Annotated in this window: 14 protein-coding genes; 9 read left to right on the plus strand and 5 right to left on the minus strand. The window is 46.2% G+C overall.

The annotated features are described in order from the left end of the window. Both ACEW9J_RS23795 and ACEW9J_RS23800 read left to right on the plus strand, forming a co-directional pair. Positions 1 to 636 (plus strand): neutral zinc metallopeptidase (locus tag ACEW9J_RS23795; protein WP_373547551.1); only part of this gene is annotated, 636 nt, incomplete at its 5' end. A 57-nt stretch (positions 637 to 693) separates the two neighbouring features. After that, positions 694 to 1,602: a TIGR01777 family oxidoreductase gene (locus ACEW9J_RS23800; RefSeq protein ID WP_373547552.1), complete on the plus strand. Its 909-nt coding sequence runs from the start codon at positions 694 to 696 to the stop codon at positions 1,600 to 1,602. A 142-nt stretch (positions 1,603 to 1,744) separates the two neighbouring features. Here the strand turns inward: ACEW9J_RS23800 and ACEW9J_RS23805 are convergent, their stop codons facing one another. Next, the gene (locus ACEW9J_RS23805) at positions 1,745 to 1,918 is read right to left on the minus strand and encodes a hypothetical protein (protein ID WP_373547553.1); all 174 of its coding nucleotides are present in this window, start codon (positions 1,916 to 1,918) and stop codon (positions 1,745 to 1,747) included. A gap of 10 nt (positions 1,919 to 1,928) precedes the next feature. On the opposite strand from ACEW9J_RS23805, the gene ACEW9J_RS23810 reads away from it, so the two are divergent. The 3 genes from ACEW9J_RS23810 to ACEW9J_RS23820 all read left to right on the plus strand — a co-directional run bounded on the left by ACEW9J_RS23810 (position 1,929) and on the right by ACEW9J_RS23820 (position 4,909). After that, positions 1,929 to 2,441 (plus strand): pentapeptide repeat-containing protein, encoded by a 513-nt coding sequence (locus ACEW9J_RS23810; protein ID WP_373547554.1) that lies wholly within the window; start codon positions 1,929 to 1,931, stop codon positions 2,439 to 2,441. A gap of 222 nt (positions 2,442 to 2,663) precedes the next feature. After that, entirely contained in the window at positions 2,664 to 3,149 is a 486-nt protein-coding gene (locus ACEW9J_RS23815; RefSeq protein WP_373547555.1) for an allophycocyanin, read from the plus strand. 137 nt (positions 3,150 to 3,286) lie between these two features. Continuing rightward, positions 3,287 to 4,909: a cyclic peptide export ABC transporter gene (locus tag ACEW9J_RS23820; protein WP_373547556.1), complete on the plus strand. Its 1,623-nt coding sequence runs from the start codon at positions 3,287 to 3,289 to the stop codon at positions 4,907 to 4,909. A 97-nt stretch (positions 4,910 to 5,006) separates the two neighbouring features. On the opposite strand, the gene ACEW9J_RS23825 is transcribed toward ACEW9J_RS23820, so the two are convergent. Continuing rightward, complete coding sequence (locus ACEW9J_RS23825) at positions 5,007 to 5,567, minus strand: hypothetical protein (RefSeq protein WP_373547557.1); 561 nt, start codon at positions 5,565 to 5,567, stop codon at positions 5,007 to 5,009. 537 nt (positions 5,568 to 6,104) lie between these two features. On the opposite strand from ACEW9J_RS23825, the gene ACEW9J_RS23830 reads away from it, so the two are divergent. After that, a complete protein-coding gene (locus ACEW9J_RS23830; protein ID WP_373547558.1) occupies positions 6,105 to 7,742 on the plus strand; it encodes an iron uptake porin in 1,638 nt (545 codons plus the stop codon). Between the two features lie 80 nt (positions 7,743 to 7,822). Here ACEW9J_RS23830 and sixA read toward each other — a convergent pair whose 3' ends face one another. After that, a complete protein-coding gene (sixA, locus tag ACEW9J_RS23835) occupies positions 7,823 to 8,332 on the minus strand; it encodes a phosphohistidine phosphatase SixA (protein WP_373547559.1) in 510 nt (169 codons plus the stop codon). A gap of 74 nt (positions 8,333 to 8,406) precedes the next feature. Here sixA and ACEW9J_RS23840 point away from each other — a divergent pair, with 74 nt between their 5' ends. From ACEW9J_RS23840 to ACEW9J_RS23850, 3 genes are all read left to right on the plus strand, one after another. Further along, positions 8,407 to 9,183 carry a hypothetical protein gene (locus ACEW9J_RS23840; RefSeq protein ID WP_373547560.1) on the plus strand — a complete coding sequence of 259 codons (777 nt, stop codon included), beginning with the start codon at positions 8,407 to 8,409 and terminating at the stop codon, positions 9,181 to 9,183. Between the two features lie 30 nt (positions 9,184 to 9,213). Continuing rightward, on the plus strand, positions 9,214 to 10,077 hold the full coding sequence (locus tag ACEW9J_RS23845) for a hypothetical protein (RefSeq protein WP_373547561.1): 864 nt from the start codon (positions 9,214 to 9,216) through the stop codon (positions 10,075 to 10,077). 224 nt (positions 10,078 to 10,301) lie between these two features. Further along, on the plus strand, positions 10,302 to 10,508 hold the full coding sequence (locus ACEW9J_RS23850; RefSeq protein ID WP_373547562.1) for a hypothetical protein: 207 nt from the start codon (positions 10,302 to 10,304) through the stop codon (positions 10,506 to 10,508). On the opposite strand, the gene ACEW9J_RS23855 is transcribed toward ACEW9J_RS23850, so the two are convergent. Both ACEW9J_RS23855 and ACEW9J_RS23860 read right to left on the minus strand, forming a co-directional pair. Continuing rightward, positions 10,474 to 10,866 carry a hypothetical protein gene (locus ACEW9J_RS23855; RefSeq protein ID WP_373547563.1) on the minus strand — a complete coding sequence of 131 codons (393 nt, stop codon included), beginning with the start codon at positions 10,864 to 10,866 and terminating at the stop codon, positions 10,474 to 10,476. The two genes, ACEW9J_RS23850 and ACEW9J_RS23855, sit on opposite strands and share 35 nt — an antisense overlap. Before the next feature lie 145 nt (positions 10,867 to 11,011). Next, the gene (locus ACEW9J_RS23860; RefSeq protein WP_373547564.1) at positions 11,012 to 11,284 is read right to left on the minus strand and encodes a hypothetical protein; all 273 of its coding nucleotides are present in this window, start codon (positions 11,282 to 11,284) and stop codon (positions 11,012 to 11,014) included. Positions 11,285 to 11,977: the final 693 nt, after the last annotated feature.

Genomic DNA, 11,977 nt, shown 5'->3' on the forward strand with positions numbered 1-11,977 from the left:
CTACCCCCTACCCCCTACCCCCTACCCCCTACCCATATGAACCTGGGGAAATTCCTCACTCGCACCAGCATTGCTCTAATCACCACACTTGCCACCAATATTCAGCTGATGGCAAGCGAACTGGGGCCAGAAGTAGTCTTAAAAGCGGTATATTTAGGATTGCGGCAAGTAGATAGTACGCGATCGAACCCCAAAGTGAGATGGAATGTACCCAATGGGGTGTCCAGTCCTTGCGGCAGGATATCGGGTAGCCTGTATTGTCCCCGCAATAATACGGTTTATATTACCCAACAACACATGCGAATGGCTTATCAATATGGGGATGCAGCCTTGGCTTATATCCTTGCTCATGAATATGCACACGCAGCGCAGACAATTGGCGGATTCAGACCGAACAATATTACCCAAATCGAACTCCAAGCTGATTGTTTAGCTGGTTTTTATATGGGCGCGATGCCCAATGTTACATTCGATCGACAAGATATCGAGCAAATCGCCGAAATCGCCTATCAGGTTGGGGATTATGAAGTAAATAACCGCCAACACCACGGCACACCTCAGCAACGCGCTCAGGCTGTGTTATTGGGCTTCCAAGCATCACAACAAAATGGCATCGCCGCCTGTAGAGTGCGGTAGAAAATCTCAGACATAAGTGCGAAAATCTAAAAGAGTAAATATTAATGTAAGTACAGCATGAAGATTGCGATCGCGGGAGCGACTGGATTTGTGGGTAGTCGGTTAGTCGCACAACTCCAAGCGCAGGGACATCAAGTTATCATTCTGACTCGGAGTCCCCAACAAGCAAGCAACCGCTTTGGGCAAGCGCAGATAGTTGGCTACAATCCACTCAAATCGGGAGAGTGGCAACAGTCGATCTCTGGCTGCGATGCCGTCATTAATTTAGCTGGAGAACCGATTGCCGAAAAACGTTGGACACCAGCTCAAAAGCGATCGATCCTTGACAGTCGGCAACTAGGCACCCAAAAAATTGTCGAAGCAATCGATCTAGCCACCATCAAGCCCCAACTCCTGATCAATGCCTCCGCGATCGGCTACTATGGCACCAGCGAAACTAGTAAATTTGATGAAACTAGTCCCGCTGGCACGGATTTTCTCGCCGAAGTATGCACCGCATGGGAGACAGCAGCCCAATCAGTCACCGCCAATGGTACCCGTGTCGTCATCCTTCGATTGGGAATTGTCTTGGGTGAAAATGGTGGCGCGCTTGGCAAGATGTTAGCACCCTTTAGTGCTTTTGTCGGCGGGCCGATCGGCAGTGGCAATCAATGGTTTTCCTGGATTCACCGCGATGATGTCGTGAAATTAATTATTGCCGCACTTAATGACACCAAAATGCAGGGTGTTTACAATGCGACTGCGCCCAATCCCATCACGATGACAGAATTTTCCCAAACTTTAGGCACAGTGATGAATCGTCCCTCCTGGCTCCCCGTCCCCAATTTTGTCCTCGAAGCGATGTTAGGCGAAGGTGCAATTGTCGTTCTACAAGGACAGCAAGTAGTCCCTACCCGAACTCTGGCTCAAGGCTTTGACTTTCAGTATTCCACGATCGAGCCAGCTCTGACGGCAATTGTAGGATAGTGGCTTGGGAGTTGAGAACAAAGGTTTTGGCTGGAATGAAAAATCACCATTCACTGTCTTGAAAAGGTGCTTCACTTGTCTGGACGGGTCTCCCGCCCAGATGGGAAACCCCAAGACCGCACTTTTCGCCATCCACCATCCACTATTCCCTAATTACAATCGCTTCGATCTGGGCGATATTTGTCTCCCGATCGACGGCTGTAATCGCCCACCGCAGGGGTTCACCCCATTGTTGAAGTGTGGTTTCGATCGCTGTATCTAGCTCTCCTAGAACGGCTTTGATATCCATCTCAATCTCGATCGATTCAATAATCATGTAAGTTAAGATGCCTAATTTTATCTCTATCTGCTCTCAATATCTGACTCGGTTGCTCATCGTCGGTGGGATCTGGTTATCGCTGGGCATAAACGATTTCACCCTAGCAATCGGGAGTCAGACCAATTATAGTCGGATCGATCTCAAAGGTCGAGACTTTGCAGGTCAAGATCTCACAGGCGGCGTATTTGTATCGGCAGAAATGCGCGGGGTAAATTTTAGCGGGGCTAATCTAACCAACGCCATGTTAACAATGGGAGTCCTGCTCAAGACAAATCTCTCAGGAGCCAATCTCACTGGTGCACTAGCCGATCGAGCCACCTTTGATGAAGCCGATCTGACTAATGCTATCTTAACCGAAGCCACCCTGACCCGATCGCGATTTTATGGTGCCAAAATTACTGGGGCTGATTTTACCGATGCTCTGATCGATCGATCTCAAGCCAAACTACTCTGCGAAACAGCCGAGGGGACAAATCCGGTAACTGGAGTCGCCACCCGCGATAGCCTGGGTTGTCAGTAAGTTAAGAAATAGGGAATAATAGAGAATAGTGCAGCGAGCGGCATGGGCAATTAAACCCCAAACCATTGTGCTGTGTTTAGTTGCGGAAGTTGATGCTCTTTACCCAAATTGTAAAGATTTACCAAAGATCCTCATATTCTCTTACTTATTTCTGCACTTGTGGCACCCAGAGTAGATAAACTACTCTAATAGAAGATATCTAAAAATCCTATTGCAATTAATATGAGTGTAGTTAGTCAAGTTATTCTCAAAGCCGATGACGATCTGCGCTACCCTAGTAGCGGAGAACTCAAAAATATCCAGTCATTTCTGCAAACTGGCGAACAGCGGATTCGGATCGTTACCACTCTAGCAGAGGGTGAGAAAAAAATTGTCGAGCAAGCAAGTAAGCAGTTGTGGAAGATGCACCCCGACTATATTGCACCTGGTGGCAACGCTTACGGACAAAAACAGCGCAGTCAGTGTATTAGAGACTATGGTTGGTACCTTCGATTAGTCACTTATGGAGTACTAGCTGGAGATATCGGACCGATCGAACAAATTGGCTTGATTGGCGTACGGGATATGTACAACTCCCTCGGCGTTCCAGTTGCAGGTATGGCTGATTCGATCGCCGCACTCAAAGAAGCATCTTTAAGCCGCCTCAGCGAGGAAGATGCCGCCGCCGCAGCTCCCTATTTTGACTACATCATTCAAGAAATGTCCTAATCGCTATTAACTATTGAGTGTTGGTACATTTTACCGATCGATTGAGTAAAGCTCATGTTGTACGAACGAACAACCCTCAGCAATCCTGGGGGTTGTTTCTGTTTTAGAGGTAGATCGTCCTAGCCCAACTAAGATAAATGAATTTAATTGAGTTTTTACTAAAAGCATCTTGGAAGAGCGTACTGGCTGCTGCCATTACCGGATCGATTAGTGGGATCGGTAGTGCTGGCGCGATCGCCCTCATCAATCACTCGATCGGTCAGATTAGTCCAACCCAGCCCCAAGCACCACCACAACTATTATGGGGCTTTTTAGGACTAGTTACCGTCGCATTGACTACCACTTTGATTTCACAGTTTTTGTTGGCGCAGTTGGCGCAAGATGCCATCTACAAACTACGGTTGCGGATTAGTGGTTGGATTTTGGCATCACCATTGCGACATCTAGAAGAACTTGGTAGTAGTCGCCTCCTCGCTACTCTGACTGAAGATATTCAAGCGATCTCCAGTGGTGTATTTAGTATTCCGACGCTGTGTGTTAACGCCGCGATCGTAATTGCATCTTTAGCTTATCTGGGCTGGCTATCGATGTGGGTGTTGTTGGGCACATTAGTATTTATGGGCTTGTCAATTAGTCTGGTGCAAGTGCTAATCGATCGAGCAGTTCGATCGTTTACCGCCGCCAGGGAAGAGAATGATGCCCTGATGCAGCACTTTCAGGCAATTACCAACGGCATCAAAGAACTCAAACTTCACTTCCAACGTCGTGAAGACTTCGTGCAAGAGGACTTACAAACCACCGCCGCTACTCTGCGCGAATATCGGATTGGCTCTCAACGGGCGATCGCATTGTCTGGCGGTGTGGGCGAGTTATCATTCTTTGTATTGTTGGGATTATTAGTCTATGGCTTACCCCAAATTCAGACAGTTTCTGCCGAACTACTATCGGGATATGTGCTCACCATATCCTATCTGATGCGACCGATCGGCAACACCTTGGCGATTTTACCTAGTCTGACTCAAGCAGGTGTAGCACTCCGCAAGATCGATACCTTGGGGCTATCTCTGGCTAGTCGTGCGGAGACATTGGCGCGGATCGGTACAACCGATCGTCAATTCAAGCAGATTGAGATTCGTCAAGCTACCCACAGCTACCAGCTCGCAGGGCAGGAAAATACTTTTACACTAGGACCTGTCGATCTGACGCTCTCTCCTGGCGAACTAGTATTTATCGTTGGTGGTAATGGTAGTGGCAAATCAACTTTAGCAAAGCTAATAACTGGGCTATATGCGCCCGATGCTGGTGAAATTTTGTTAGATGGCATCTTAGTTGACGATCGCAATCGCGAACTATATCGGCAGTTATTCTCGACAGTATTTGCGGACTTTTACCTATTCGAGCGACTTTTAGGTTTAGGGCTACAAGATTTAGACGCACAAGCCAAAACTTATCTAGAACAATTCCAACTCACCCATAAAGTCACCATCGAAAATGGTAAACTTTCCACCACTGCGCTATCCCAAGGGCAGCGCAAACGCTTGGCACTTCTCACAGCTTACCTCGAAGATCGCCCCATCTATTTATTTGATGAATGGGCAGCAGATCAAGATCCATTTTTCCGAGAAATTTTTTATCAACAGCTATTACCAGAACTAAAACAGCGCGGTAAAGCAGTACTCGTTATCAGCCATGACGATCGCTACTTTCATCTCGCCGATCGATTACTCAAACTCGACTACGGACAAATAGTTGATAATTGATAGCTAAATTAACGATGAACAGAAGCTATGGCTTCGGGGTTGAAATCCCCAGCGGGACAACCCAATTATCAATTATCAATTAATTATCCACCATCGACTAATTCCACAATTGCCACCAAGTTTTCCCGCTCCAAGGAGCACCAGCGACGAATTGTTTCCCACTAGCCGTAGTGCCAAAATAAGCCCAATAGACACCCAGATTACTATGATTATTGGGATCGCCAACTACTTGCCCTGGTTCGAGCCACTCGCTGTTGCCCAAGTTGTACCACTCTTGAAATTGTTGGCAACTGAAAAAACCACCAGTAATCGAGTGCAGGACTAAAGTCTTGCCTGTTTGAATATATGTACCAAACCGATCGATCCGGATCTTCTCTGTCGATCGATTGGTAATACTCGTAGCATAATATGGCTTTTGCCGATCTTCACGATTGCTACCATGCTCGATCTCCAGCCAGCTTTTACCCGCTGCCAAATCAGCCCAATCCAATGTCGCAAAAATTACATCTTCAACAATCGGACGTGAGCCGTCAGATCTAGCTTTAAGTGCTGTCGCAAACTCGCAGCCACTGGCTGGGACTAGTTCCAAGCAATTGTTGCCATCTACATCGCTCCCGCTCGGCTGACTTGTCATCGCAGGAGCGAGCGAATCTTGCATCTTTTGTAGCTTCTCACCCATCACTGACTACCTAAATTCACAGCTAAACCTACTGACATAGATTTAGGATACCCATTCGATCGCCAAAATCGACACGATCTTTGCTCATGTTGGTTGTAATATCTCAAGTCGCCATCTGTCGGTAGATGTAGCAACTAAATAATGTAGATGTGATATCGATCTGATGCCGATTTTGGGTACATTATGCTTATCAATATCTGCACATCGCACCTTAATCTAGTCGATCGTCTTGTCTTAATTACGTCTGCCAATTACCGTAATGCTTGTATCGATCGTCACTATTTAGCTGGAAATCCATACTGAATTTTTACTTGAAGGCAGATAAATCTGATTCGATCGGAATAGTTGCATCTTATAATGAAGGTCATCTTGACCCCCCATTAAATCTGCTAACTGTATCGTGACTATCAGTATTGAACCTGGCAAGACGATTAAGCTACTTTGCTAGCAGTGTAAACGATCCTAGTTTACGTCAATTTGAACATCCTAAATTTAACCGTCAGGAGAACTACCCAAATGTCATCAGCATTTTGGAAATCTGTATTAATTAGCCCCGTTGTTTTGGGTATTGCTGTCTTGTTATCCACTAGGGCAATGGCGACACCGCAACATCATGGGGTCGAAACCGCATCAGCCAATCTTGCCATACCTACTAAAGTTGCTGCTGGTGAAACAACCCCAGTCAGGAAGCCACTCAAAGTTTTTACTGATGACGCTGCTGGTGAGACAACCCCAGTCAGGAAGCCACTCAAAGTTTTTACTGATGACGTTGCCACCGATATCGTCAAGCCCGATACGTGGCAATATACAGCCCTTCAAGGTATCGCTGCTAAATATGGTTGTAATCCTAATTTTAACAACCAGCCCGTCTCTCGAATTAAATTTGCACGAAGTCTAAATACCTGTCTGAACGAAGTCGAACCCCTGCTCGCTCAACAGCCTGCTAGTGTCACCCGCGAAGATCTCGAAGTCCTCAAAAGACTAACTCAAGAGTATCGCGCCCAATTGACTGAAATTGATGCTCGTCTCACCGTTACAGACAAAAAAGTCGCCCAACTGCAAGCCAACCAATTTTCCACCACTACCAAACTCAAAGGCGAAGCGGTCTTCAACCTCACTAGTGCATTAAGTGGTGCCAATTCCAGTAACATCATCGTCGGCGATCGCGTTCGGTTGTTATTTCAAAGTAGCTTTACTGGTAAAGATATTCTCTGGACACGTCTGGCCACTGGGAACCAACCATCCCTTGGTTCTACCTTCAAAAGCCCCAGCACTGTGGGCGGTCAGGTAATTGAAACTGGTGGTAATAATGCCGTCAGTCTTGACTGGTTGGCATATCAGTTCCCTGTCGCCAATACCAATGTCTATGTAGCAGCTTTTAATGCTCTGCAAGTAGACTATGCTCCCAGCTACGGCTCTAATTTTGATGATTTCAGTGGAGCTAGCGGTGCGCTTTCGGCTTTTGCCGAATCTAGTCCGATCTACAAGATTGGTGGTGGTAGTGGAGTAGGGGCTACCATTCCTATTTCAGATACTGGGCTGGCATCTGTATCACTCGGTTACTTTGCGTTTAATGCCAATAGCCCCACAAATGCACCCCCTGTGACAGGTGGATTGTTTGGTACGGACAATTCCCTCTTCGGTCAACTCAACTTCAAGCTTAGTCCTCAATTGGAGGCTGGCGTCACCTACATCAACAGTTCCCACAATGGCAGCATCTTTAATGGTACTGGCGTAATTGTTGGTACACCTCAAGCCAATAACTTAGCTCTTACCAGCCCAGGCGGTCGGACTACGGCTAACTCCTTTGGTTTGGGATTTGTTTATAAAGCCAGCGAAAAAATCGCTTTCAATGGCTTTGCAATGACCACAAATGCCAACAGAGGCGGCACCACCGACAATATTTGGAGCTACGGTGCTGGGTTGTCGTTCCCTGATGTCGATGGCAAAGGCAGCCTCGCTGGTTTGTTTGTGGGTGCAGAACCTTATGTCGGTGGTGTTGGTAGCGTTCCATTCCACTTTGAAGGCTTCTATAAGTACAAATTCAGTGACAACATCTCGATTACTCCTGGCTTGATCTACCTCACTTCTCCCGACCAAGTTACGAATAACAGTGCTTTGATTGGTGTTGTGAGAACTACTTTCCTCTTCTAATCATCTCCGACTTAATTATCGATTGAATCGGTCGGGAGTAATGTTTTACTCCCGACCGATTTTTTGGTCGTTACCAAGTGCTAAATAATTAATTTCGGTGGCAGTAAGCACCAAAGTTGAGCAGTGCCGATTGCAATCCGATCGTCCGCAAATTTCAAACCAATAATTCCGCCCTTTTTGAGAATTAAGCGATCGCCAACTTCACCAAATATCAATAACTCAGCCCACTGGCTCAAATTAGGCTCGTGTCCAACCAAGGCTAATGTCGAAAGATTGCGAACGTCCGATCTAGCATTCCAATTAGTCAACCACTGATGCAGATCGCCCATTGGCTTCAAATCACTATTTACCTCACATCTGGTAATAATTTGATTGTCGATCAGGATGTCCGCTGTCTGCTGCGCCCGCACCAGTGGACTAGTCATGATTAGCTCGAATGTAACTTCTAGTTTTTCCAGTCTTTGGGCAACTTGTTCGACTTTTTTACGTCCTAATTTAGTAAGAGATCGCGCCTCATCATTAGCTATTCGATCTGAAGCAAGTGGATCTGGCTCCATCGCAATACCGTGACGAATTAAATATAAATACATATTTTATTAATTATTCTATAATGCTCGGTGCTGCACTGGATCGATACAACACGGGCGCGGTTAGATTGTAACTAGTGACTAATTCGTTAACTAGCGATCGATATATTTATCAATCGAGCGGGAATTATAAAGTTAAGGGTAAATATCTCGATTCGATCGAGGGTGCAGTAAATATGACCAACCAAAATATCGAAGAATTAGCAATCCGTCAGCGGGGGTTCCGCCTAGAGACTTTTCTACCCAAACGTAAAGCTTGGATTCAGACTTTAATTCTATTGCCTTTTGGCTTACCTGTCGGTAACTTTTTAGGTGCTAGCTGGCATTTTTCAGTTAATTCGATCGTCAAAGAACATCAATATCTCATCGGCGTACTGTCGATGGCGGTGAATTTACTACTTCCTAGTTTATTTTTTGCGTTCTTATTCCACTGGGGTTGGTTTATTTGGCACCAATCCGCAGCTAGATGGTATCCCAATGTCCAGGCATTGTGGGCGGGAGCTTACGCTACTACGACGATCGCGATTTCCTTTGGATCGATCGGTTTATTTACGCATAGTCTGGGGATCTGTGGCAATCCAGCCTGGGGATCGATCGGTGAAACTTTACTTTGTAATCTCGATGGTTATGGCTTTGAAGCCAAATCTTGGTTTGGAGCATGGTTTATTATTGCAGCTTACTGCTATCAAGCTCAAGACGCAATTTCCCGCGATGGACATAGATCCAACCAACACAATCGGTTATCTAGAAACGATCTTAGCGACTATACCATTACCACTCAGGGCGACTTATCATCATCAGATGACTTTCCCGCCACATCCATCACCCCAATCGCCACTCACACCCAAGACTAAACCGCCAAACTCTCACCCCAATGTTAAAATATGACGGTATCCAGGGAGCATAGCGTGCCGCAAGGCAATCGCCACCAAAGTAAATTGCTAAACCGAATCGATCGTAATCTGAGTCTGAGGTGCTTGTGCAAAACATTAGTTAGTACGGCGATCTCTCTAGTAGCTTGGGGGCACCTACCAAGTCTTGCCTCCCCAATTTCACTGCCAGCCCCAGCCATTACTACCGCTAGATCGAGTCTCAGCCAGCGAGTGGATCTCGTTGCTGATCCCACTCCACCAGAGAAACAACCAGCCCCTGACTCGATCGATCTCAGCCCTGAGCTGCTCAATACTAGCCCTGTCTTACAAAAATGGCTCAAGGGGATTCCTAATGTCATGGATGACATCAACAAAGATCCCAGCTTTCGGACTAGGGTAAAAATTGGCTACTCCCAATATCCATCCACCGGACAATCTGGTGGCTTTCATCTGGCAATTGACGATCTATTCCTAGGACAAAGTGGACTTTCTGTCAGCGCAAATTATAATGCTACGTTCAATGGCAACCGGAGTGCCTATGGTGCCGATGCTCAATACTATCTCTTACCCTTGGGTGGCTATATCAACATCACGCCACTAGTCGGATTTCGCCATCTCCAAACCGATAAATATAACCGCGACGGCCTCAACCTTGGTCTCAAACTGATGCTCATTCCTTCCCGTGGCGGTGGTGCCGATATCGCTCTGAGTCAAAGCTGGGTAGGTTTAGGGAGTAATACCGAAACAGGTTTGACGACTCTCTCCATCAGCTATGCCCTCACCAATCATCTCCGCTTATCTACAGACATCCAACAGCAAAATGCTAGGGAGAACTACGATAGCCGCGTCGGCATTGGCGTCGAGTGGATGCCTTAAAGCCAACTTACTCTTACCAAAATCGGCTGCTGATATCATCCTCGCTGACAAAGGTTGTAATGCAGACAAACAGGCGATCGAGCTATTGCAATCTCCGGAGAAAACTGCTGTAATTAGATTACTGGAGTTTAGACTAACAAGGTAGAGAACGGTAGCTAAAGATAGACGACAGCTACCGGAGGGAAAAAAATAGGGGTGAAAGAAATCTCATCACCTTCCCCATCATGAACTGTGAACGATTACAGACATTCCGTCAAGAAATACATCGGCTATTAAGCAGAGCAAATGATGCAACATTTGAGTTGATGGATGCGGTGATGACCACCAGACAAGCTTCATCAATGGCAGAGTTTTCACTTAGTCCAATGTTCAACAGCAAGTATCCAACGGGCGCATCTAGCGGTTGTGGGAGGGGTCAATTTGCTGGATAGAAACATGAGGGAATAAGGAATCAAAACGATGATTAACCCAATTAAGTCTCAAATGAAGTAAATGATTGAAACCATCTTCACTCCACCGCATCCCAACCCCCTTAAATCTTTGCTGGATGAGCCATTTACAGGCACTCTCAATCATGCCACTACCAAGAGGGCATTGCTGTCGTTTAAAGGAATGATAACGAATGTGTTGGTGATAGGTCTGGAAATAAGCCTGAACTTGCTGGATTGTTGCTAAATTGTCGCCAGCGGCGATGTCAGCATCAGCCAGCAAAGACAGACCAGTTCCACAAGGTGCTGGCACTAATGGTAATCCCTGTACATTGATGCAACATCCAACTGGATAGCTCATAGGGCATCACTATACTCAGTAAGCATCCTAGTCGGATTAGTTCTTCGCTACTGGATTGATATGGCGTAATCCCTAATGCTTCATCTAATGGCACGCTCAAACTGACTTTACAAGTTTTAGTCGGGCATTTTCCCACTCTTCGCTTTCATTTGATGCACCCGATGAGAGTCTCCATTTGGCGGGGACGGAATCCTTTCGACCTAATCTGTTTTTGACAGCCAGTACATTTATGCCAATTATTTGGCTCGATGGCGCGGTTTTTGAGTTCTTCTTCTACTGCCAACCGTGCGAATATCAGTCCCAGTTGTAATCCGAGCCAAACTAGTTCAGGTAAAGTGTTTGCTTGACGTAACTGTTCGCAGTTTGATGTCCATTCTGCTAAATCTGGATATAAGCTCCTTAGATGTTGTACAGTCATAGTCAATTTGTTTTTTGTTGCGGATGGAGTAATTCTCTCATCCTTTTTTACTTTTTGACCCCTCCCACAACCGCTAGATGCGCCCGTATCCAAGCACTTTCTCAGACAACTTATTTGGCTGTCTGATGTTTTCTCATGTGCTAACTCGATTAGTCTAAACTACAGTAGATTACGCCTTGCGACTATTTATTATAGCAACCGCCAAGGCGATTAGGACAGCGATTGAAATCGCCGCTCATAATGCAAAGTCCGCCTGCGCGGACTAACATGTCCTAACCGATGTGGCGACTGCTATATATCTAGGGCTTGCTGAAGATCTCAGCAAGCCAATCACTGCAAGGGTTTTGAGCCTTTTTTCAGAAATTAAGTGCAAGGGTTTTGACGTTGAAAGGCTCAAAACCCTTGCACTCGATCGCTTGAATCTGGCGATCGAGTGAGAATATTTGCAACAAAACCATTTTTTAGCAAGGGGTTCAGGCTTTAGAACAGCATCAGGGACTAATTCAGCAAGCCCTATTTATTATATCTACTCCTGAGTGAATAAAATTAGAGAAGCCCTCAATCGTTGATTGAGGGCTTCATATTAGTAGCAAGATTGAGCTTGGCATCGAGCTATTTTGACAGGGGGCAACCCCCCAACTATCGTCGCCGTGCGAGCGTTTCACCTCCGAGTTCGGGAAGGGATCGGTGTGG

The sequence above is a fragment of the Chamaesiphon sp. genome (genome assembly GCF_041737865.1).
Taxonomy (GTDB): domain Bacteria; phylum Cyanobacteriota; class Cyanobacteriia; order Cyanobacteriales; family Chamaesiphonaceae; genus Chamaesiphon.

Excerpts from the sequence above, each read along its gene's own strand:
- ACEW9J_RS23820 (WP_373547556.1), top strand. The coding sequence starts at position 3,287 with ATGAATTTAATTGAGTTTTTACTAAAAGCATCTTGGAAGAGCGTACTG.
- ACEW9J_RS23830 (WP_373547558.1), top strand. The coding sequence starts at position 6,105 with ATGTCATCAGCATTTTGGAAATCTGTATTAATTAGCCCCGTTGTTTTG.
- ACEW9J_RS23850 (WP_373547562.1), top strand. The coding sequence starts at position 10,302 with ATGAACTGTGAACGATTACAGACATTCCGTCAAGAAATACATCGGCTA.
- ACEW9J_RS23860 (WP_373547564.1), bottom strand. The coding sequence starts at position 11,284 with ATGACTGTACAACATCTAAGGAGCTTATATCCAGATTTAGCAGAATGG.
- ACEW9J_RS23845 (WP_373547561.1), top strand. The coding sequence starts at position 9,214 with ATGACGGTATCCAGGGAGCATAGCGTGCCGCAAGGCAATCGCCACCAA.
- ACEW9J_RS23810 (WP_373547554.1), top strand. The coding sequence starts at position 1,929 with ATGCCTAATTTTATCTCTATCTGCTCTCAATATCTGACTCGGTTGCTC.
- ACEW9J_RS23855 (WP_373547563.1), bottom strand. The coding sequence starts at position 10,866 with ATGAGCTATCCAGTTGGATGTTGCATCAATGTACAGGGATTACCATTA.
- ACEW9J_RS23825 (WP_373547557.1), bottom strand. The coding sequence starts at position 5,567 with ATGCAAGATTCGCTCGCTCCTGCGATGACAAGTCAGCCGAGCGGGAGC.
- ACEW9J_RS23805 (WP_373547553.1), bottom strand. The coding sequence starts at position 1,918 with ATGATTATTGAATCGATCGAGATTGAGATGGATATCAAAGCCGTTCTA.
- sixA (WP_373547559.1), bottom strand. The coding sequence starts at position 8,332 with ATGTATTTATATTTAATTCGTCACGGTATTGCGATGGAGCCAGATCCA.
- ACEW9J_RS23800 (WP_373547552.1), top strand. The coding sequence starts at position 694 with ATGAAGATTGCGATCGCGGGAGCGACTGGATTTGTGGGTAGTCGGTTA.
- ACEW9J_RS23815 (WP_373547555.1), top strand. The coding sequence starts at position 2,664 with ATGAGTGTAGTTAGTCAAGTTATTCTCAAAGCCGATGACGATCTGCGC.